Annotated in this window: 18 protein-coding genes; 6 read left to right on the forward strand and 12 right to left on the reverse strand. The window is 73.6% G+C overall.

Annotation, left to right across the window (positions count from 1 at the left end):
• The first annotated feature begins 15 nt into the window (after positions 1-15).
• Positions 16-543, forward strand: coding sequence for a hypothetical protein (locus SNOUR_RS10135; protein WP_159425848.1), 528 nt, complete (start codon positions 16-18; stop codon positions 541-543).
• On the opposite strand, the gene SNOUR_RS10140 is transcribed toward SNOUR_RS10135, so the two are convergent.
• Entirely contained in the window at positions 533-1,168 is a 636-nt protein-coding gene (locus SNOUR_RS10140; protein WP_067345839.1) for an NAD(P)-dependent oxidoreductase, read from the reverse strand. The two genes, SNOUR_RS10135 and SNOUR_RS10140, sit on opposite strands and share 11 nt — an antisense overlap.
• 145 nt (positions 1,169-1,313) lie before the next feature.
• Between SNOUR_RS10140 and SNOUR_RS10145 the strand changes: the two genes are divergently transcribed.
• Positions 1,314-1,973: a TetR/AcrR family transcriptional regulator gene (locus SNOUR_RS10145; RefSeq protein ID WP_067345842.1), complete on the forward strand. Its 660-nt coding sequence runs from the start codon at positions 1,314-1,316 to the stop codon at positions 1,971-1,973.
• Between the two features lie 50 nt (positions 1,974-2,023).
• Here SNOUR_RS10145 and SNOUR_RS10150 read toward each other — a convergent pair whose 3' ends face one another.
• The 7 genes from SNOUR_RS10150 to SNOUR_RS10180 form a co-directional block, all read right to left on the reverse strand.
• Positions 2,024-2,587 carry a methylated-DNA--[protein]-cysteine S-methyltransferase gene (locus SNOUR_RS10150; RefSeq protein WP_067345845.1) on the reverse strand — a complete coding sequence of 188 codons (564 nt, stop codon included), beginning with the start codon at positions 2,585-2,587 and terminating at the stop codon, positions 2,024-2,026.
• Positions 2,588-2,595: 8 nt separating this feature from the next.
• Positions 2,596-4,068, reverse strand: a complete 1,473-nt coding sequence (locus SNOUR_RS10155; RefSeq protein ID WP_067345847.1) for a DNA-3-methyladenine glycosylase 2 family protein — start codon at positions 4,066-4,068, stop codon at positions 2,596-2,598.
• Between the two features lie 99 nt (positions 4,069-4,167).
• Complete coding sequence (locus SNOUR_RS10160; RefSeq protein WP_067345850.1) at positions 4,168-4,698, reverse strand: O-acetyl-ADP-ribose deacetylase; 531 nt, start codon at positions 4,696-4,698, stop codon at positions 4,168-4,170.
• 121 nt (positions 4,699-4,819) lie between these two features.
• Positions 4,820-6,241 carry a phytoene desaturase family protein gene (locus tag SNOUR_RS10165; RefSeq protein WP_067358045.1) on the reverse strand — a complete coding sequence of 474 codons (1,422 nt, stop codon included), beginning with the start codon at positions 6,239-6,241 and terminating at the stop codon, positions 4,820-4,822.
• Positions 6,242-6,281: 40 nt separating this feature from the next.
• Positions 6,282-7,196, reverse strand: coding sequence for an inositol monophosphatase family protein (locus tag SNOUR_RS10170; protein ID WP_079142484.1), 915 nt, complete (start codon positions 7,194-7,196; stop codon positions 6,282-6,284).
• A gap of 209 nt (positions 7,197-7,405) precedes the next feature.
• Positions 7,406-9,265, reverse strand: coding sequence for a gamma-glutamyltransferase family protein (locus SNOUR_RS10175; protein ID WP_067345853.1), 1,860 nt, complete (start codon positions 9,263-9,265; stop codon positions 7,406-7,408).
• A 229-nt stretch (positions 9,266-9,494) separates the two neighbouring features.
• Complete coding sequence (locus SNOUR_RS10180; protein ID WP_067345856.1) at positions 9,495-10,256, reverse strand: SDR family oxidoreductase; 762 nt, start codon at positions 10,254-10,256, stop codon at positions 9,495-9,497.
• Between the two features lie 150 nt (positions 10,257-10,406).
• Between SNOUR_RS10180 and SNOUR_RS10185 the strand changes: the two genes are divergently transcribed.
• Entirely contained in the window at positions 10,407-11,276 is an 870-nt protein-coding gene (locus tag SNOUR_RS10185) for a helix-turn-helix transcriptional regulator (protein ID WP_067345859.1), read from the forward strand.
• 148 nt (positions 11,277-11,424) lie between these two features.
• On the forward strand, positions 11,425-12,489 hold the full coding sequence (gene lplAB, locus SNOUR_RS10190; RefSeq protein WP_067345861.1) for a lipoate-protein ligase LplAB: 1,065 nt from the start codon (positions 11,425-11,427) through the stop codon (positions 12,487-12,489).
• A 25-nt stretch (positions 12,490-12,514) separates the two neighbouring features.
• Here the strand turns inward: lplAB and SNOUR_RS10195 are convergent, their stop codons facing one another.
• Both SNOUR_RS10195 and hydA read right to left on the reverse strand, forming a co-directional pair.
• The gene (locus SNOUR_RS10195; protein WP_067345864.1) at positions 12,515-13,519 is read right to left on the reverse strand and encodes a TIGR03842 family LLM class F420-dependent oxidoreductase; all 1,005 of its coding nucleotides are present in this window, start codon (positions 13,517-13,519) and stop codon (positions 12,515-12,517) included.
• Between the two features lie 69 nt (positions 13,520-13,588).
• Positions 13,589-14,995 (reverse strand): dihydropyrimidinase, encoded by a 1,407-nt coding sequence (gene hydA / locus SNOUR_RS10200; protein WP_067345867.1) that lies wholly within the window; start codon positions 14,993-14,995, stop codon positions 13,589-13,591.
• A 335-nt stretch (positions 14,996-15,330) separates the two neighbouring features.
• Between hydA and SNOUR_RS10205 the strand changes: the two genes are divergently transcribed.
• Together SNOUR_RS10205 and SNOUR_RS10210 are read left to right on the forward strand one after the other, a co-directional pair.
• Positions 15,331-16,221, forward strand: coding sequence for an ABC transporter substrate-binding protein (locus tag SNOUR_RS10205; protein WP_067345869.1), 891 nt, complete (start codon positions 15,331-15,333; stop codon positions 16,219-16,221).
• 120 nt (positions 16,222-16,341) lie between these two features.
• Positions 16,342-17,178 carry a heparin lyase I family protein gene (locus tag SNOUR_RS10210; protein WP_067345872.1) on the forward strand — a complete coding sequence of 279 codons (837 nt, stop codon included), beginning with the start codon at positions 16,342-16,344 and terminating at the stop codon, positions 17,176-17,178.
• Between the two features lie 109 nt (positions 17,179-17,287).
• Here the strand turns inward: SNOUR_RS10210 and SNOUR_RS10215 are convergent, their stop codons facing one another.
• A complete protein-coding gene (locus tag SNOUR_RS10215) occupies positions 17,288-18,559 on the reverse strand; it encodes an aspartate aminotransferase family protein (protein WP_067358052.1) in 1,272 nt (423 codons plus the stop codon).
• A 41-nt stretch (positions 18,560-18,600) separates the two neighbouring features.
• Positions 18,601-19,443: a nitrilase-related carbon-nitrogen hydrolase gene (locus SNOUR_RS10220; protein ID WP_067345874.1), complete on the reverse strand. Its 843-nt coding sequence runs from the start codon at positions 19,441-19,443 to the stop codon at positions 18,601-18,603.
• Positions 19,444-19,598 lie beyond the last annotated feature (155 nt).

Here is a 19,598-nt window from a genome sequence, read left to right on the forward strand (position 1 = left end):
ACGGGTCGGCGGACGGTGGCTGACCGCGGGGTGCTCGACCACGACGGCCAGGGCATGCCCAACTACGGCGAGTACTACGGCAGCGAGTACGAGAACCGGTTGACGATCGCGGGGCACTCCGGCACGGAGATGGGCTACACGGTCCGCCCGCCGACCGTCCACGACCAGTCCTTCCGGCGCCGGATGTTCGCCGTGGTCACGCCCGACGCCACGGTCGTGGTGGGGGTGGACGGCGACCACCCCGGCGCCGACGAGCGCACCCGCGTGCTCTACGACCGGGGGAAGTCCTCCCTCCGGTTTGCCTCCCGACTCTTTGACGACCTGTCGGCGGTCCTTCTCCCGTCCGCCCCGACCGGTGTTCTGCGGCACGTGCGGCTCCCGTCAGGCCCGTTCGGACTCGGCCGGGTCACCGCGTCCCACACGGCGCTGAAGGGGCGGCGGCCCGGCTCGCCACCGTCCCTGCAGACAGGGCCTGGGTCGTGTCCGCGAAGTCCCGCATGCCGGGCGGACGATGAGACTTTGCGGGCACGACCTAGCCGCTGACGCCGACCGCGTGGGCGTACGTGCTGGGGTCCGGGATGAGGTCGAGCATGGCGCGGGCGACGTCGGCGCGGGGAATGGAGCTGCCGGACGGGCCGGCTTCGACGGCGTGGCGGTAGCGGCCGGTACCCGGCTTGTCGAGCAGGCGGGGCGGGCGTACGGAAGTCCAGTCGAGGTCGGTCGCCCGCAGGACGGCCTCCATGCGTTCCAGGTCGGTGTAGAGCTCCCGGAGGATGGCCCAGAGCAGGGGGCCGAAGACCCGGTGGGTGAGGAACGGCTGGCCGGCGCCGGTGCGGTTGAGCGGGCCGGCGCTGACCACGAGGAGGCGGCGCACGCCGGTCGCCGCCATGGCCTCCGTCACCGCGCGGGCCGAGGTGGAGGCGGGGCGCAGCGGGTCGTGGCGGCCCAACTGGCCGATACCGGAGAGGACCGCGTCGGCGCCCTCGATGGCGGGTTTGAGGGAGGCGGGGTCGAGCGCGTCGACGCGGACGACCGTCAGGCGCGGGTGACGCTCGGTCAGTTTCTCGGGGCTGCGCAGTGCGGCGGTCACGTCGTGCCCGTCGGCGAGTGCCTGGCCGACGAGGTGCCGGCCGATGCCTCCCGAGGCTCCGACGACGGTGATGTTCATGGCTCCTCCGGTGATCCTTCCTGGCCACCCCCGCGCGGCGGAACCCGGCGGGACACAGCGGGACACCGCGACGAACAGAGGTGAGTGAGCACTTACCCACCAGTGTGGGTGAGTGCTCACTTACCTGTCAATGTAGGGTCGTCCCATGAGCCACGAAGCCGCCGCCCCGCTGTCCGGAGGCGCCTTGACGCGCTCCCGCATCCTCGACGCCGCCGCCGCGCTCATGACCAGCGTGGGGCTGACGCATACGACGACCAAGCAGATCGCCAAGGAGGCGGGATGCTCCGAGGCCGCCCTGTACAAGCACTTCCGGAGCAAGGAAGAGATCTTCGTGCAGGTGCTGCACGAGCGGGTGCCGCAGTTCGCGGACGCGCTGGCGGAGCTGCCGGATCGGGCGGGTGACGAGCGCGGCCCGGCCGGGCACCTGGAGGAGGTGGTGCGCTCGGCCCTGCGGTTCTACCGGCGGTCGTTCCCGATCGCGGCGTCGCTGTTCGCCAGTCCGGAGCTGCTGGCCACGCATCGGCGCAAGCTGGACGCGCTGGGTGGCCTCGGGCCGCACAACGCGAGCCGGCAGCTGGCGACGTATCTGGCGGCGGAGCAGGAGTCGGGGCGGATCGCGGCCGGGGCCGATCCGGACGCGGCGGCCAATCTGCTGATCGGGGCCTGCTTCCACCGGGCGTTCCTCGACCTGTTCTTCGACGGGGAGGCGCCGGCGGGTGCGCTGCGGCCGGCGGGCGAGGAGGAGTTCGTGGCGGAGACGGTGCGGGCGCTGCTGGGCGGGCTCTCGCCGTCGGGCGGCGCCTGACGGGTCGGCGGGCGCCGGGGCGGTGGCGCTCGCCGCGTCCTTGGGCGGCCTCAGGCCCATGCCTCCGGTGGGAAGAGGCCGTCGGTGGTGCGTTCGAAGTCGAGGAGGCGGCGCTTGCGGTCGAGGCCGCCGCCGTAGCCGGTGAGGCTGCCGTTGGCGCCGACGACGCGGTGGCAGGGGACGATGATGCCGATCGGGTTGCGGCCGTTGGCCAGTCCGACGGCGCGGGAGGCGGTCGGGTTGCCGAGTCGTTCGGCGAGTTGCCCGTAGGAGAGCGTCTCGCCGTACGGGATGGTGCACAGGGCGGCCCAGACGCGGCGTTGGAACGGGGTGCCGTGCAGGGCGAGCGGCAGGTCGAAGGTGGTCAGTTCGCCCCGGAAGTAGGCGCGGAGCTGGGCGATGGTTGCGGCGAAGGGCGGTTCGTCGGGGTCGGCGGGGGTGCCGAAGGTCTCCTGTGGTGGGCGGTGGCGCTGGTCGGTCATGTAGAGGCCGCTGAGCGCGTCGCCGTGGGCGACGAGGGTGAGCGGGCCGACGGGGGTGTCGTCGAGGACGGTGTGGGTGACCGACTCGGTGGGGGCCGTGGTGGCCGGGGTCGCCGTGGTGGGGGTGGGCATCGTGGGGCTCAATTCGTCGGGAGGTGGTTGATGGGGTGGTCGTCGGTCGCCCAGAGGTACTGGACGGCGTAGGCGCGCCAGGGGCGCCAGCGGGCGGAGTGCCGGGTCAGGGCCGCGGGGGTGGCGGGCAGGCCGAGGCCGGCGGCGGCGCGGCGCAGCCCGAGGTCGGTGGGGGTGAAGGCGTCGGGGTCGCCGAGGGCGCGCATGGCGATGCATTCGACGGTCCAGGGGCCGATGCCGGGGAGCGCGGCGAGGCGGGCGCGGGCCTCGTCCCGGTCGCTGCCGACGTCGAGTTGGAGGGTGCCGGAGGCGAGCGCCGCGACGACGCCGGTGAGGGTGGCGCGGCGGGTGCGGGGCATGGCGAGGGTTTCCGGGTCGAGTGCGGCGAGCGCGGTGGGGGTGGGGAAGAGGTGGGTGAGGCCGCCGCCGGGGTCGTCGATCGGTTCGCCGTGGGCGCGGACCAGGCGGCCGGCGTGGGTGCGGGCGGCGGCGGTGGAGACCTGCTGGCCTAGGACGGCGCGGACCGCGAACTCGTCGGCGTCGGTGGTGCGCGGCACCCGTCGGCCGGGGGCCTTGTCGACGAGCGGGGCGAGCTGCGGGTCGGTGCGCAGAAGGCCGTCGACGGCCTCCGGGTCGGCGTCGAGGTCGAGCATCCGGCGGCAACGGGCGATGGCGCCGGCCAGGTCGCGGAGGTCGGTGAGGGAGAGCCGGCAGTCGATGTGGTCGGGGCGGGGTGCGAGGGCGACGATGCCGTGGCCGTAGGGGAGGTCGAGGGTGCGGCGGTAGGCGCCGTCGCGCCATTCCTCGACGCCGGGGACGGCGGTGGCGGCGAGGTGGCCGAAGAGGTTGTCGGGGTTGAGCGGCTGCCGGAAGGGGAGCCGCAGGGTGAGGGTGCCGGGGGTGGTGGGGCGGGGGCCGGGGCGGGCGCGTCCGCGGAGTTCGGTCGGGGAGAGGGCGAAGACCTCGCGGACGGTCTCGTTGAAGGAGCGGATGCTGGCGAAGCCGGCGGCGAAGGCGATCTCGGCCATGGGGAGCGCGGTGGTCTCGATCAGGAGCCGGGCGGTCTGGGCGCGCTGGGCGCGGGCCAGGGCGAGGGGGCCGGCGCCGAGCTCGGCGCGCAGTTGGCGTTCGATCTGGCGGGGGCTGTAGCCGAGGCGGGCGGCGAGGCCGGGGACGCCGTCGCGGTCGACGATGCCGTCGGCGATCAGCCGCATGGCGCGGGCGACGAGGTCGGCGCGTTCGTCCCACTGCGGGGAGCCGGGGCTGGCGTCCGGGCGGCAGCGTTTGCAGGCCCGGAATCCGGCCTGCTGGGCGGCTGCGGCGCTGGGGTAGAAGCGCATGTTCTGAGGCTTGGGGGGCACTACCGGGCAGCTGGGTCGGCAGTAGATGCCGGTGGTGACGACGGCGATGTAGAACCATCCGTCGAAGCGGGCGTCCTTGGATTGCACGGCGCGCAGACAGCGCTCGGTGTCGGTGTGCATGTCCTCCAGGATTCCTCAGCCGACCGGGTCGGGCTGGCGGAAATCCGACATCAACCTCGGCTCATCAGCCCGGACGTCCGCGACCTCGCGGCGGCGCGTTCACTCCTCGGCGAGGGCGGCCTCGTAGGCGGTGCGGGCGCGGTCGTCGAAGACCACGAAGCGGATCTCGTCGAAGGCGTCGGGGGCGGCGGCGAGCGCGGCGCGGACGGTGGCCACGGCGGTGCGGGCGGCGTCGTCGATCGGCCAGCGGTAGACGCCGGTGGAGATGGCGGGGAAGGCGAGGGTGCGGGCGCCGAGTTCCTCGGCGATCCGTAGGGATTCGCGGTAGCAGGAGGCCAGGAGTTCGCCGCGGTCCTCGGAGGTGGAGTGGACGGGGCCGACGGTGTGGATCACCCAGCGGGCGGAGAGGCGGCCGGCGGTGGTGGCGACGGCCTGGCCGGTGGGCAGGCCGCGGCCGTAGTGGCCGGCGCGGAGGGCGCGGCACGCGGCGAGGATGTCGGGGCCGCCGCGGCGGTGGATCGCACCGTCCACTCCCCCGCCGCCCAGGAGCGAGGAGTTGGCGGCGTTGACCACGGCGTCGACGGCCTGTTCGGTGATGTCGCCCTGGGTGAGGGTGAGGAGGGTGCTCATGGGGATGAGCCTAGGGCGCGTCCGATGGGTCCGGGCCGGGGCCGCGCCTGACCCGTCGGACAGGCCCGAGGGGGTGGCCGCGGAGTGCCGTCTGCCGTCCGGCATGCCCTGGGGAGGGCCCTCAGCGTCCGCCGGCGCGGAGGCGGCGCCAGACGGCTCGGGCGGCGTGGTGGCCGGACATGCCGTGGACGCCGGGGCCGGGCGGGGTGGCCTGGGAGCAGAGGAAGACGGCGGGGTGGGCGGTCTCGTAGGGGACACGGGTGAGCTTGGGGCGGATGAGGAGGCGGAGGCCGGCGGCGGAGCCGGTGGCGGTGTCGCCGCCGACGTAGTTGGCGTTGCGGGCGGCGAGCTGCGGGGGGCCGGCGACGGCGCGGGCGAGGATCAGGTCGCGGAAGCCGGGGGCGAAGCGCTCGATCTGGCGCTCGATGACGTCGGTGGCGTCGCCCTCCCAGCCGTTGGGGACGTGGCCGTAGGCCCAGAAGGTGTGTTTGCCCTCGGGGGCACGGGTGGGGTCGATGAGGCTGGGCTGGGCGGTGATGAGGAAGGGGACGGAGGGGTCGCGGCCGTCGACGGCGGCGTCCAGGGCGGCGGAGATCTCGCCCTGGGTGGGTCCGATGTGGACGGTGCCGGCGCGGTGGGCTTCCTCGGCGGTCCAGGGGACGGGGCCGGAGAGCGCGTAGTCGACCTTGAAGACGCTGGGGCCGTAGACGACGTCCCGGTAGGCGTTGCCGAGGCCGGCGATGCGGGCGAGGGCGGTCGGGGAGGTGTCGAAGACGTAGGCGCGGGCGGGCGGGAGGTCGTCCAGGCGCTTGACCTCGAAGTCGGTGTGCACCGTGCCGCCGTGGGCACGGAGCAGTCCGGCGAGGGCGTCGGAGATGGCCTGGGAGCCGCCGCGGGGCACCGGCCAGCCGTTGGCGTGCGCGGCGAGCGCGAACATCAGGGCCAGGCCGCTGGTGCCGAGGCCGCGGAGCGGGGCGATGGCGTGGGCGGCGAGGCCGGCCAGCAGGCCGCGGGCCTTCTCGTCCTGGAAGCGGCGGTTCAGCAGGGTCACCGGCTGCATGGCGACCAGGCCGAACCGCGCGTAGGTGACCGGGTCCTGCGGCAGGCCGAGCCACTGGGTGCGCAGGAAGTCGTGGGCCATGGTGTCCCACTTGCCGGTGAACGGGGCGATGAGCCGGCGATAGGTGCCGGCGTCGTGCGGTCCGAACGACATGGCGGTCTCGCCGACGGAGTGCGCCAGGACGGCGGCGGTGCCGTCGGGGAAGGGATGCGCCATGGGGAGGTCGGGGTGGAGCCATTCCAGCCCGTGCCGTTCGAGGGGCATGGCGCGGAAGGCGGGCGAGCCGATGGCGAGCGGGTGCACCGCGGAGCAGGGGTCGTGGCGGAAGCCGGGGAGGGTGAGTTCCTCGGTGCGGGCTCCGCCGCCGATGGTGTCGCGGGCTTCGAAGACCTCCACGGACATGCCGCGGCGGGCGAGTTCGACCGCCGCCGTCAGGCCGTTGGGTCCGGATCCGATCACGACGGCATCGAGCATCGTCGGCACCTGCGCCACTCCCCTCGTGTCCGACCCTCGTCGGTGAGGGTCAGTTGGCGTCAGCCAGCAATCCGAGGATACGCCGCGCCGTTTCGGCGTCCCGGGCCGCGGTGAAGGGGAGCGCGTTGCCGCCCTGGATGCGGAAGGGCGCTCCGGCGACCGTGCCGCTGGCGCCGCCCGCTTCGTGGACGAGGAGGAGTCCGGCGGCGTGGTCCCAGCAGTTCTCCCAGCTGAAGGCGGTGGCGTCGAGCCGGCCGAGGGCTATGTGGAGGTATTCCAGGCCCGCGGAGCCGCAGGGGCGGGGGGCGATGCCGGGGGTCTGCAGGGCGGCCAGCACGCGCTTTTGGTCGTCGGTGGTGAAGTCGGGGTGGGAGGTGGCGACTTCGAGGTCGGCGCCGGGGGCGGGGTGGCCGGCGGTGAGCCGCCGGCCGTTGAGCCGGGCGCCGGCGCCGCGGCGGGCGACGGCCATCTGGTCGAGGGCGGGGGCGTACGTCCAGGAGGCGAGCACCTCGCCGCGGTGGGCGAGGGCGACCAGGGTCGCGAAGCCGGGGTCGCCGTGGACGAACTGGCGGGTGCCGTCGACCGGGTCGACGATCCAGACGAGGGTGTCGCCGTGGAGTGCGTCGAGGACGGTGGGGTCGGCGTGGACGGCTTCCTCGCCGACCACGCGCGAACCGGGGAGCAGCGCGGTGAGGGCCGCGGTGAGGTGTTCCTCGGCGCTGCGGTCGGCGATGGTGACGAGGTCGTGCGGGCCGTTCTTCTGGACGATGTCCTCGGCGGCGAGCTGCCGGAAGCGGGGCATGATCTCGTCGGCCGCGGCCTGCCGGACGGCGGCCTCGACGGCGGCGAGGTCCAGCCCGGAGAGGTCCGGGGCGGCGGCCGCGACGGTGGGCGGGGTGAGGGTGACGGCGTCGGTGAGTTCCGTGGTGTCTCCCGGGTTGCGCATGTCCAGTGCTTCGATCATGTGTCCATCGAACCACGAGCCACTGACACACCAGCCGGACTCCAGGTGAAATCCGGGTGCCGTGCGGGCCACGGGCGGGTGCGGCCGGCCGCCGCGAGGAGCGCCGGCCGCTGCCCCGTCCACAGGCATCGTCCCAGGTCAGTGCCCTGATCAGCACGCCGATCAGCACGCCGAACAGCACATCGGTCGGCACGCCGATCTGCGCACGGTCAGCGGCCGACCGCGTACCCCTGCATGCCGCGCGGGTTGGCCGCGGCCGACAGCACCCCGGTGCGGGGGTCGCGGGCCACCGCGCACAGGCGCCCCTCCGACCAGGCGGCGCCCACCGTGACGTCGTGGCCGCGCCGGCGCAGCCCGTCGATGACCGCGTCGCCGATCCGGGATTCCACCGTGACGCTGCCGGGCCGCATCCCGCGCGGGAAGAAGGAGCCGGGGAAGGAGTCGTTGTGCCAGTTCGGGGCGTCGATGGCGCCCTGGAGGTCGAGCCCGCCGCGGACCTGGGGGCGCTGCGCCACCGCCAGGAAGAAGTGCAGCTGCCACTGGTCCTGCTGGTCGCCGCCGGGGGTGCCGAACGCCATGACGGGGACGCCGTCGCGCAGGGCGAGGGAGGGGGTGAGGGTGGTGCGGGGGCGGCGTCCGGGGGTGAGGGAGTTGGGCAGGCCCTCCTCCAGCCAGGTCATCTGGAGTCGGGTGCCGAGCGGGAAGCCGAGGCCGGGGATCACCGGGTTGGACTGGAGCCAGCCGCCGGAGGGGGTGGCGGAGACCAGGTTGCCCCAGCGGTCGACGACGTCGATGTGGCAGGTGTCGCCGCGGGTGGTGCCGTCGGGGTCGATGCCCGGGTCGGCGGTGCGCGGTGCGCCGGGGGTGCGGGGGCCGGTGCCGCGGGCCACGGTCGGCTCGCCCGCGCCGCTCGCCGAGATGCCCAACGGGTCGAAGCCGCCGCTGCCGGTGGCCACGGCCAGGGCGTGCTTGCTCAGTCGCGGGGTGCGGCCGTCGGGGCTGCCGGGACGCAGCGCGTAGGAGGCGCGGTCGCCGATGAGGGCCCGGCGGGCGGTGTTGTAGTCGTCGCCGAGCAGGGTGGTGAGCGGGACGTCGGCGGCGTCGCCGTACCACGCCTCGCGGTCGGCCATCGCGAGTTTGCTGCCCTCGATGAGGAGGTGGACGTAGTCGGGGCTGCCCAGAGCGGGCAACTCCTCGGGCAGCAGGGCGAGTTGTTGGAGGAAGGCGGGGCCCTGGGTCCAGCCGCCGGCCTTGGCGACGGTCCAGCCCTGCCAGTCGTGGGTGACCGGGTCCTCGTAGGTGGCGGTGTGGGCGGCCAGGTCGTCGCCGGTGAGGGTGCCGGCGTGGCGTTCGCCGGAGGTGTCCATGGCGGGTCGGGCGGCGAAGTCGGCGAGCGCCTCGCCGATGAAGCCCTCGCGCCAGATGCGGCGGGCGGCGTCGATCTGTGCGGCGCGGTCGGCGGAGGCGGCCTCGGCCTCGGTGAGCAGGCGGCGCCAGGTGGCGGCGAGCGGGCGGTTGGTGAGGAGTTCGCCGGGGCGGACGGCGCGCCCGCCGCGGAGGTAGAGCTCGGCCGAGGAGGTCCACTCGGTTTCGAAGAGCGCGCGGACGGTCTCCACCGTCTGCCCGATGCGTTCGACGGCGGGGTGGCCGTGCTCGGCGTAGCCGATGGCGTGACGGAGCACGTCGGCCAGGGATTTGGTGCCGTGGTCGCGCAGCAGCAGCAGCCAGGCGTCGAAGGCGCCGGGGACGGCGGCGGCGAGCGGTCCGGTGCCGGGGACCAGGTCCAGGCCGAGGGAGGTGTAGTGGGCCACGGTCGCCCCGGCGGGGGCGGGTCCCTGTCCGCACAGCACCCGCACCGGTCCGTCGGCCGGGGCCAGGATGATGGGCACCTCGCCCGCCGGCCCGTTCAGGTGTGGTTCGACGACGTGCAGCACGAAGCCGGCGGCGACGGCGGCGTCGAAGGCGTTGCCGCCGTCCTCCAGGACGGCCATCGCGGACTGGGACGCCAGCCAGTGGGTGGTGGCGGCCATGCCGAAGGTGCCTTGGAGGGTGGGGCGGGTGGTGAACACGGGGGCTCCTCCTCGTCGTCGGCCGTCGCGGGGCGGCACGGGGTGTGCCGGCTGCGCGCGGGCCGTGGTGGCGGTCGTGGCGTTGCGATCACCCGTACCCTCCCCGCGGGGGGCCGACAATGCACCTCTTCCTCCCTTCCTCCGGTGCCGTCCGACGGGCGGGCCGGGTCCACCGGCGTGGCTCCCGCGGTGCGCCGTCGGCCGGTCCCGCTGCGTCGGACTCACCGCGTCATGCCTGGCGCGTCGGGAGCACGACCGCCTGGCGCAGGTTGACGTGGCGGGCGCGGCTGGTGGCGAAGGCGATCAGGTCCGCGATGTCGTCGGCGGACAGGCCGATCAGCGCGTCGAACATGCCGTCCAGTTGGCCGGACAGTTCCGCGTTGTCGATGTGGCCGCCCAGTTCGGTGTCGGTCAGGCCCGGTTCGATGTTGGTGACGCGGACGTCGCGCGGGCCCAGTTCCGTGCGGAGGGACTGCGAGAGGTAGGTGAGGGCGGCCTTCGTCGCGCCGTAGACGGCGTAGTGGGGGAACGGGACGTGCGCGCCGATGGAGGAGATGTTGACCAGGTCTGCGGTCCGGCCGGCCGCGGCCGCCGCGATCAGGTCCGGGGTGAAGGCGCGGATGACGCGCAGGGCGCCGGCCACATTGGTGTCCAGCATGCGCTGCCACTCGTCGATGCGGCCCTCGGTGACGGGGTTCGGCAGCATCACGCCGGCCGCGTTGACCACCAGGTCGGCATCCCCGTAGGCGGCGTGCACCGTCTCGACGGCGGCGTCCACGGAGGCCGCGTCGGTGACGTCGGCGGTGACCACGAGCGCCTGGCCGCCGTCCGCCTCGATCTTGGCGGCGAGCTCGGCCAGCCGGTCGGTGCGGCGGGCCAGCAGCGCCACCCGCACGCCGTGCGAGGCGAGCAGCCGGGCGGTGGCCTCGCCCATGCCGCTGGCGGCTCCGGTGACGACGGCGGTGCGGCCGGCGAGGGTGGCGTACGACATGGGAACTCCCGGGTTCGTGGTGGTCGCCGCCGGGCGTCTCCCGGCGACGTCCACCACCTTGCAACCGGGCGCCGCGGCTACCCAGGGTTGCCGTTTTCCTGGGTCCGGCAGTACCAGGAAAGAACGCGGACCACGACCTAGGATCGCGGCATGGACACATCCATCGGCCGGGAACTCGGCGACTTCCTGCGCTCGCGGCGCGCCCGCATCCGGCCCGAGGAGGTCGGGCTGCCGGGGCACGGCAGGCGGCGGGTGCCGGGGCTGCGTCGCGAGGAGGTCGCGCAGCTCGCGGGCGTCAGCGTCGACTACTACATCCGTCTCGAACAGGGCCGCGGCCCCTCGGTGTCGGACGCCGTGCTCGACGCCGTCGGGCGGGTGCTGCGGCTCGACGACACCGAGCGGGAGTATCTGCGCACGGTGGCCAGGCCCGCGCGCCGCCGTCCGGCCACCGCGCGCCGTGCGCCGCGCCCCGCGCCCCAGCAGGTCCGTCCCGGCCTGCGGCTGCTGCTGGAGCTCGTCGACCGGGCACCGGCGTTCGTCCTCGGTCGCCGGATGGACGTGCTCGCCTGGAACGCCCTGGCCGACGCCGTCGGCGGCTTCTCGCGGCTGGCGCCCAAGGACCGCAACATGCCGCGTCAGGTGTTCCTCGATCCACGGGCGCGCGAGGTGTATCCGGACTGGCCGGCGGTGGCCGCGGAGACCGTCGCCCATCTGCGCCTGGACGCGGGCAACCATCCGCACGACGAGCAACTGGCCACGCTGGTGGGCGAGTTGTCGCTGGGCAGCGAGGACTTCCGGCGACTGTGGGCGGACCACCTGGTGAAGGAGAAGTCGTACGGGACGAAGCGGATGCTGCACCCGGTGGTCGGCGAACTCTCGCTGCCCTACGAGACGTTGACGGTGCCGGGCGAGCCGGACCAGATGCTGGTGGTCTACACGCCGGAGCCGGGCTCGCAGACGGAGGAGCGGTTGCGGCTGCTGGCGAGCTGGGCGGCGACGCCGGCGTCCCCGGGGGCGTGACGGACGGCCCGCGGGGCGCTCCTCGGAATCCGCCGGCTGCGCGGGAGCCGATGGCCTTTCGAGCCGTTCGACCGCCGTGGCGTTACGGTGTCCAGGAGAGTGCGGCGCCGGATCGGGTCGCGGCGCCCGACGAGGCGGAGAGTGTGGAGTGCACGGCGAATACAAGGTCCCCGGTGGCAAGCTGGTGGTCGTCGATCTGGACGTGGAGGACGGCCGGCTGCGGAACGTCCGGGTGGCCGGCGACTTCTTCCTGGAGCCCGACGAGGCCATCCTGGAGATCAATTCGGCGTTGGAGGGCGCACCGGTCGACACCGACACGGCGGGGCTGAGGGACCGTATCGACGCGGCGCTCCCCGAGTCGGCGGTGCTGTTCGGCTTCACCAGTGAGAGCGTGGGCGTCGCGGTGCGACGCGCCCTGGCCCAGGCCACCGACTGGCGCGACTACGACTGGCAGCTGATCCACGAGGCGCCCCAGTCCCCGGCGCTGCACATGGCGCTCGACGAGGTCATCACCGCGGAGGTGGCCGCCGGTCGCCGGCCGCCCACCCTCCGGGTCTGGGAATGGGACGCGCCGGCCGTCATCATCGGCAGTTTCCAGTCCCTGCGCAACGAGGTCGACGCGGCGGGTGCGGCGCGGCACGGCGTCACGGTGGTGCGCCGGATCTCCGGCGGCGGGGCGATGTTCGCGGAGCCGCAGAGCACCATCACCTATTCCCTCGCGGTGCCCGACGCGCTGGTCTCCGGGCTGTCCTTCGCGGACTCCTACGCCTATCTCGACGACTGGGTCCTGGCCGCACTCGGCGACCTGGGCATCAAAGCCTGGTACCAGCCGCTGAACGACATCGCCACCGACATGGGGAAGGTGGCCGGCGCCGCGCAGAAGCGCATGGTCGGTCCGGGCGGCGGGCCCGGTGCGGTGCTGCACCACGTGACCATGTCCTACGACATCGACGCCGACAAGATGGTGGAGGTGCTGCGGATCGGCAAGGAGAAGCTCTCCGACAAGGGCACCAGGAGCGCCAAGAAGCGCGTCGATCCGCTGCGCCGGCAGACCGGCCTGCCCCGTGAGGCGGTCATCGAGAAGATGATCGACTCCTTCCGTTCGCGCTACGGCCTGGCCCGCGGCGAGGTCACCGCGCAGGAGATGACCCGCGCCCGGGAACTCGTGCGGACGAAGTTCGCCAGCGAGGAGTGGACCACCCGCATTCCGTGACCGCCCCCGGGCGGGGTCGGCGGGGTCAGTCGTCGGCGAGGGCGGGGATGATGTCCGCGCCGTAGGCGTCGATGGTGGCCTCGGTGGCGTCGTGCATGGCGTAGACCGCGAACTGGTCGACGCCCAGGGCACGCAGGGCGCGCAGCTTCTCGCGGTGGGCCTCGGCGGGGCCGAGCAGGCAGAAGCGGTCGACGATGGCGTCGGGGACGAAGGCGGCGTCGGGGTTCCCGGCCCGGCCGTGGTGGGAGTAGTCGTAGCCCTCGCGGGCCTTGACGTAGTCGGTGAGCTCGTCGGGGACGAGGCCGGAGTGTTCGCCGTAGCGGGCGACGAGGTCGGCGACGTGGTTGCCGACCATGCCGCCGAACCAGCGGCACTGCTCACGGGCGTGGTCGAGGTCGTCGCCGACGTAGGCGGGCGCGGCGACGCAGATGGTGACGTCGGCCGGGTCGCGGCCGGCGTCCACGGCGGCCTGGCGGACGGCCTTGACCATCCATTCGGTCAGGAACGGGTCGGCGAGCTGGAGGATGAAGCCGTCCGCCAGCCGGCCCGCCATGGCCAGCGCCTTGGGCCCGTAGGCGGCCATCCACACCGGCAGGCGGCCGTTCTTGATCCAGGGGATCCGGACGCGGTGGCCGCCGATGTCCGTCTCCCGACCCTCGGCCAGGTCGCGGATCTGGCCGATCGCCTCGCCGAGCCGCGCCAGGGTGTTGGGCGGGCGGCCGGCCACCCGCATCGCGGAGTCGCCGCGTCCGATGCCGCAGACGGTGCGGTTGCCGTACATGTCGTTGAGGGTGGCGAAGGTGGAGGCGGTGACCTCGGGGGTGCGGGTGGAGGGGTTGGTGACCATCGGGCCGACGATCAGGTGCTCGGTGTGCTCCAGGATGCGGCTGTGGACGACGAAGGGCTCCTGCCACAGCACGGCCGAGTCGAAGGTCCAGCCGTAGCGGAAGCCGTTGCGCTCGGCGCGGCGCATCAGCCCCACGACTGCGGAGGCGGGCGGGTCGAGTTGGAGGACGACTCCGAAGTCCACTGCGGCGCTCCTTTGGGGGTGCGGGCCGGCCCGGTGGGTCGCGGGGCCGGAAGGGGTGGGCGCGGGTGCTCACATGAGGTACTGGCAGGTGCCGCGCGGGATGTACTGGCCGTGTCCGGCGCGGCCGGTGAACTCCCGGGCGTCGATGACGGGTTCGCCGCGGGAGAGGACGGTGACGACCTGTCCGGTGATCCGCTTGCCCTCGTAGGCCGAGTAGTCGACGTTCATGTGGTGGGTGCGCGCGGAGAGGGTCTGCTCGGCGGTGGGGTCGTAGAGGACCAGGTCGGCGTCGGAACCGGGGGCGAGGGTGCCCTTCTTGGGGTAGAGGCCGAACATCCGGGCCGGCGTGGCGCAGGCGATCTCGATCCAGCGGCGGCGGCCGATCCGGCCCTCGACGACGCTCTGGTGCAGCAGGTCCATCCGGTTCTCCACCCCCGGCAGCCCGTTGGGGATCTTGGAGAAGTCGTCGCGGCCCAGTTCCTTCTGGCCGCGGAAGCAGAACGGGCAGTGGTCGGTGGAGACCACCTGGAGGTCGTTGGTGCGCAGCGCCCGCCAGAGCGCCGCGTGGTGCTCGCGGGGGCGCAGGGGGGTGGAGCAGACGTACTTGGCGCCTTCGAAGTCCGGCTCGGCGAGGTTGTCGGTGGACAGGAAGAGGTACTGCGGGCAGGTCTCGCCGAAGACGTTGAGTCCGGCGTGCCGGGCCTGGGCGATCTCGTCGACGGCCTGCTCGGCGGAGACGTGGACGACGTAGAGGGGCGCGCCGGCGATCCGGGCGAGCTGGATGGTGCGGTGGGTGGCCTCGGCCTCCAGGAGGGGGTGGCGGACCTCGCCGTGGTAACGGGGGCCGGTGTGGCCCGCGGCGAGGGCCTGTTGGATCAGGACGTCGATGGCGGGGCCGTTCTCGGCGTGCATCAGGACCAGTCCGCCGTTGCCGGCGGCGCGTTGCATGGCGCGGAGGATCTGGCCGTCGTCGCTGAGGAAGACGCCGGGGTAGGCGGTGAACAGCTTGAAGGAGGTGACGCCCTCGGACACCAGGAGGTCCATCTCCTTGAGGGTGTGGTCGTTGACGTCGGAGAGGATCATGTGGAAGGCGTAGTCGATCGCGCACTGGGCGTCGGCCTTGGCGTGCCACAGGTCCAGCCCGGCGCGCAGTGCCTGGCCGCGGGTCTGGACGGCGAAGTCGACGAGGGTGGTGGTGCCGCCCCAGGCGGCGGCGCGGGTGCCGCTTTCGAAGGTGTCGGAGGAGAAGGTGCCGCCGAACGGGAAGTCCAGGTGGGTGTGGGCGTCGACGCCGCCCGGGATGACGTACTTGCCGGTGGCCTCCAGGACCCGGTCGGCGCCGGCGGTCCAACCGTCGGCGGTCGTGCTGTCGTGCGCGGCGAGGGCGGCGATCCTGCCGTCCTCGATCAGGACGTCGGCGTGCGTCTCCTCGGCGGCGGTGATGACCAGTCCGCCCCGGACGACCGTACGGCTCATCTCGGCTCCCTACCTGACGCTACGTCACAAGCTGGTCTACACCCGTAGATTCCGGACGGGAAGGAGACACCGTAGAAGCATGTCACCCACCGTGGCAATACCGTGACGGAAGATCGGCCGGCGGACGGATGTCGCGGCGGCGGTCAGCCGGGTGGTTCAACGGGTGACGCGCGAGGCTTCGGGGGTCGGCGCCCGGAGGGGTGCGGGGGCGGCCGGATGGGCAGGTAACAGACTCCGGAACCCACAACTTCGAAAGCCATCAAGGAATCACACCTTCACAATCGGCACCAAGGGCGTCAAAAAGCGCACTCATGACGTCAGAAAGGCGATGCGCCATGGAGCAGAGCACACCGTGGGAGTTCTCCGACGACCGCGGGCGCCTGGTGGTGGCCGGAGCACGGCCGGAACGGATCGTGGCGTACATACAGGCGGGGGCCACGCTGTGGGACCACGGCATCCGGCCGGTCGGCCTGTTCGGCTCCCAGCACGACGGGGTGGCGGCCGACCCGGCCAAGGCCGGTGAGCTGCCGCTGGCCGAGATCCGCTACCTCGGCTCGGGCACCGCGCTGCACCCGGACGCTCTGCTGGCGGCCCGCCCGGACCTGGTGGTGGCGGTCACCTACGACGGGGAGCAGGTGTACGGCCTGGAGGCGAAGACCGCGCAGGAGTTGGAGGAGAAGGTCCCGGTCGCCACCGTCGCGGTGGGCCCCGGCCGCAGCCTGGCCGAGGTGCGGGAGCGCTTCGCGGCGTTGGCCGGGTCCCTGGGGCACGGCGAACCGCTCGCCCTGGCGAAGGAGTTGGACGCGTCGGAGGACGGGCTGCGGCAGGCGACCGGCGGTCCGGTGCGCCCGCGGGTGGTGGCCCTCTCCCCCGCCGGGCCGGACAGGGTGCACCTGGCCCGTCCGGGCACCTGGCCGGATCTGCGGGCGCTGGCCGAGCACGGCGCGGAGCTGCCGGAGCCGGCGGCCGGCGCCGGGGCGAACTGGTCCACGGTCGGCTGGGCGGAGGCCGCGTCGCTCGCCCCGGACATCGTCCTGATCGACGTACGGGTCAACGCCGCGAAGGTCGAGGCGCTGCGGACGGACGAGAACTGGCGGGCGATCGAGGCCCGGGTCCGACTGCTGCCGTGGAACCCGGAGGCCCCGGTCAGCCGGCGCGCGCACTCCCGCTTCTTCACCGAGGTGGCCGACGCGGTGCGCGCGGCCGCCGCCCGGGCCCAGGACTGACCCCAGCGCCCGGGAGCCCCCGGTGCGGTGGTCGTGGGGCACCCGTGCACCCCCTTGACGACATCTGGAAACAAACCTAACTTTCACTCCCGTCCCCTTCCCCACGTCGGGAGTCCGACCATGAAGCGACCTCTAACCCCCCACCTCCGCAAGGGTGTTGCCCTTGCCGTCGGCCTCGCGCTGACCGGCGCCTGCTCCGCGGTCGCCCACCAGGCTCCGGCCGCGGCCCGCACCGGTGACGCGCCCTCGGCCGCCGGCCGGCACGCGGCGACGCTGTGGCGCGCCGACCCGGCCAGGGGCGCCGGCGACTTCGAGGGCACGGAGACCAAGCCGGGCACGGTGCGGGTGGTCGACGACCCGGCCGGCCGGCACGGGAAGTCCTTCGAGCTGCACACCTCCGGCGAGAAGGTCGACGGCCCCACCCGGGTGCGGGTGGAGACCCGCGGCCACCGCACCGGCGCCGGCCCGCTGCGCTTCTCCCGGGAGGGCGACGTCTACTACATCGGCTGGCGCTCGATGTGGGGCCCGCTGCCGACGAAGAAGGGCGACTGGGTGGTCCTGTGGCAGCTCAAGGACTACGGCTCGGGCGCCGCCACCCCGCCGCTGTCGCTGCGCGCCCGCGGTGACGGCACCGTCGACCTGGAGTACTGCGACCCCGAACTGAGGACCACGCGGCTCTGGCACACCCCGCTCACCCTCCACGCCTGGCACGACTTCGTCGTCGGCATCAAGGTCTCGAAGGACCCGGCCCGCGGCTGGGTGCGGCTGTGGCACGACGGCACCGCCCAGCAGCTGCCCGGCGGCACCGAGCAGTACCCCGCGGCGACCCTGCGCGGCGACTGGGTCACCGACAAGTGGGGCGTCTACCGCTCCGACGGCGTCCGGGGAGCGGCCACCGCCTGGCTCAACAGCCCGGCGGTGGGCCGGAGTTACCGGGATGCGGCACCCGCCGGCTGAGCCATCGGCCGGCGGTTCGGGGCGGGGCCGGCAAGGCCGGGGGCCGGGGCCGTACCGGACGGGGGTCCGGTGCGGCCCGGCGGACGGCAGCCCGGCGCGGGGACGGCCCCTACGACGCGTCCGCGAGCTGCCGCTGGGCCTGCCGCAGGGCGTCCGCGAGCAGTTCCGCGCCCTGCTCCGCCTCGGCGACGGTGAGCGTGAGCGGCGGCGCGATGCGGAGCGAGGCGCCGCCCTGGCCGCCCTTGCCGATCAGCAGACCGCGCTCGCGGGCGGCCTCCAGCACCAGCGTGGCGGCCTCCGGCGAGCGCTCGTCGGTGCCCGGCCGGACCAGCTCGATCCCGATCATCAGGCCCCGGCCGCGGATCTCCCGCACCACGTCCAGCCCGGCTGCCACCGCCCGCAGCCGCTCGATGAGCAGCCCGCCGACCCGCCGGGCGTTGCCCTGGAGGTCGTGCTCCAGCAGGTAGTTGAGGTTGGCCAGGCCCGCGGCCATGGTGATCGGGCTGCCGCCGAAGGTCGAGATGGAGTTGGCGGACAGGCAGTTCATGATCTCGGCGCGGGCCACCACCCCGCCGAGGGACATGCCGTTGCCGATGCCCTTGGCGAAGGTGAGCAGGTCGGGCGGGCCGTTCTCGGCGTGCGCCTGCCAGCCCCAGAAGTGGTCGCCGGTGCGGCCCCAGCCGGTCTGCACCTCGTCGCTGATCCACAGGATCCCCTCGCGGGCCAGCACCTCGCGGAACGCCGCGTACAGCCCGTCCGGCGGGGCGGTGAAGCCGCCGACGCCCTGCACCGGTTCGGCGATCAGCGCGGCGACGCCGCCGGCGGTCTGCTGGAGCATGTCCTCCAGGTCCGCGACGCAGGCCGCGACGTACTCCGCGTCGCCGAGGTCGGCGTACGGGCCACGGGAACGCACCCCGCCGTGCACGTAGAGGGTCTGCAGGGGCGAGAGGCTGGTGGGCGACCAGCTCTGGTTGCCGGTGATGGCGACGGTGGAGAACGACCGGCCGTGGTAGCTGTTGCGCATCGCCAGCACCTGGTTGGAGCGGCGATGGGTGGTGGCGAGCAGCAGGGCGGCGTCGTTGGCCTCGGTGCCGGAGGTGGTGAAGAAGACCCGGGCGTCGGGGATGCCGGAGAGCGCGGCGATCCGCTCCGCCAGCTCCACCATGGGGCGGGAGAGGTAGAGCGTGGAGGTGTGCAGGATCCGGCCGGCCTGTTCGCCGACCGCCTTGGTCACCTCGGGCAGAGCGTGCGCGGTCATGGTGGTGAGGATGCCGCCGAAGAAGTCGAGGTAGCGGTTGCCCTCGGCGTCCCAGACGTGCCGTCCCTCGCCGTGGGTGAGCTCCAGGGGTCGTTCGTAGTAGAGGCTCAACCAGGAGGGCATCACCGCGCGGTGCCGGGCGTGCAGGTTCCCGGGGTCGCGGGTCACGGCCGCACCAGCCCTTCGTAGGCGTCGGGGCGGCGGTCGCGGTAGAAGGCCCACTGCTGGCGGACCTGGTCGATCAGATCGAAGTCCAGGTCGCGGACGACCAGTTCCTCCTTGGTGTCGCTGGCGGGCTCGCCGACGAACTGACCGCGCGGGTCGACGAAGTAGCTGGAGCCGTAGAACTCGTTGTCTCCGTACTCCTCCACGCCGACCCGGTTGATCGCGGCGACGAAGTACTCGTTGGCGACGGCCGCCGCGGGCTGCTCCAGCCGCCACAGGTAGCCCGACAGGCCGCGCGAGGTGGCGGACGGGTTGTAGACGAGCTGGGCGCCGTTGAGGCCCAGTTGCCGCCAGCCCTCGGGAAAGTGGCGGTCGTAGCAGATGTAGACGCCGATCCGGCCGACGGCGGTGTCGAAGACCGGCCAGCCGACGTTCCCCGGGCGGAAGTAGTACTTCTCCCAGAAGCCCTTGACCTGCGGGATGTGGTGCTTGCGGTACTTGCCGAGGACGGTGCCGTCGGCGTCGATGACGGCCGCGGTGTTGTAGTAGAAGCCGGACTGCTCGACCTCGAAGACCGGGACGACGACGACCATGCCGGTCTCCCGGGCGAGGTCCTGCATGCGGCGCACGGTCGGGCCGTCCGGCACCGGCTCGGCCCAGCGGTAGTGCTCCGGCTCCTGCACCTGGCAGAAGTACGGGGCGTTGAAGACCTCCTGGAAGCCGATCACCTTCGCACCCTGCGCGGCCGCCGCCCTGGCGTGCTCCTCGTGTTTCGCGATCATCGATTCGGTGTCGCCGGTCCAGGTCGCCTGGACCAGTGCGGCACGCACAACATCGGCCATGAGCTGCTCCTTTGTCGATGCGTCAGCCTGCGGTGCGCGCGTCTGCTCGCGTGGAGGCGACCGTAAGGGTCGTCACCGACCGTGGCAAGACCATCTCTCTGCGCGGCGCGGCGGGCGGGGACCGCCGGGGGCGTCGGGGCGGTCGGCCGCGCGCA

This window comes from Streptomyces noursei ATCC 11455 (assembly GCF_001704275.1).
In the GTDB taxonomy this organism is placed as follows: Bacteria; Actinomycetota; Actinomycetes; order Streptomycetales; family Streptomycetaceae; genus Streptomyces; species Streptomyces noursei.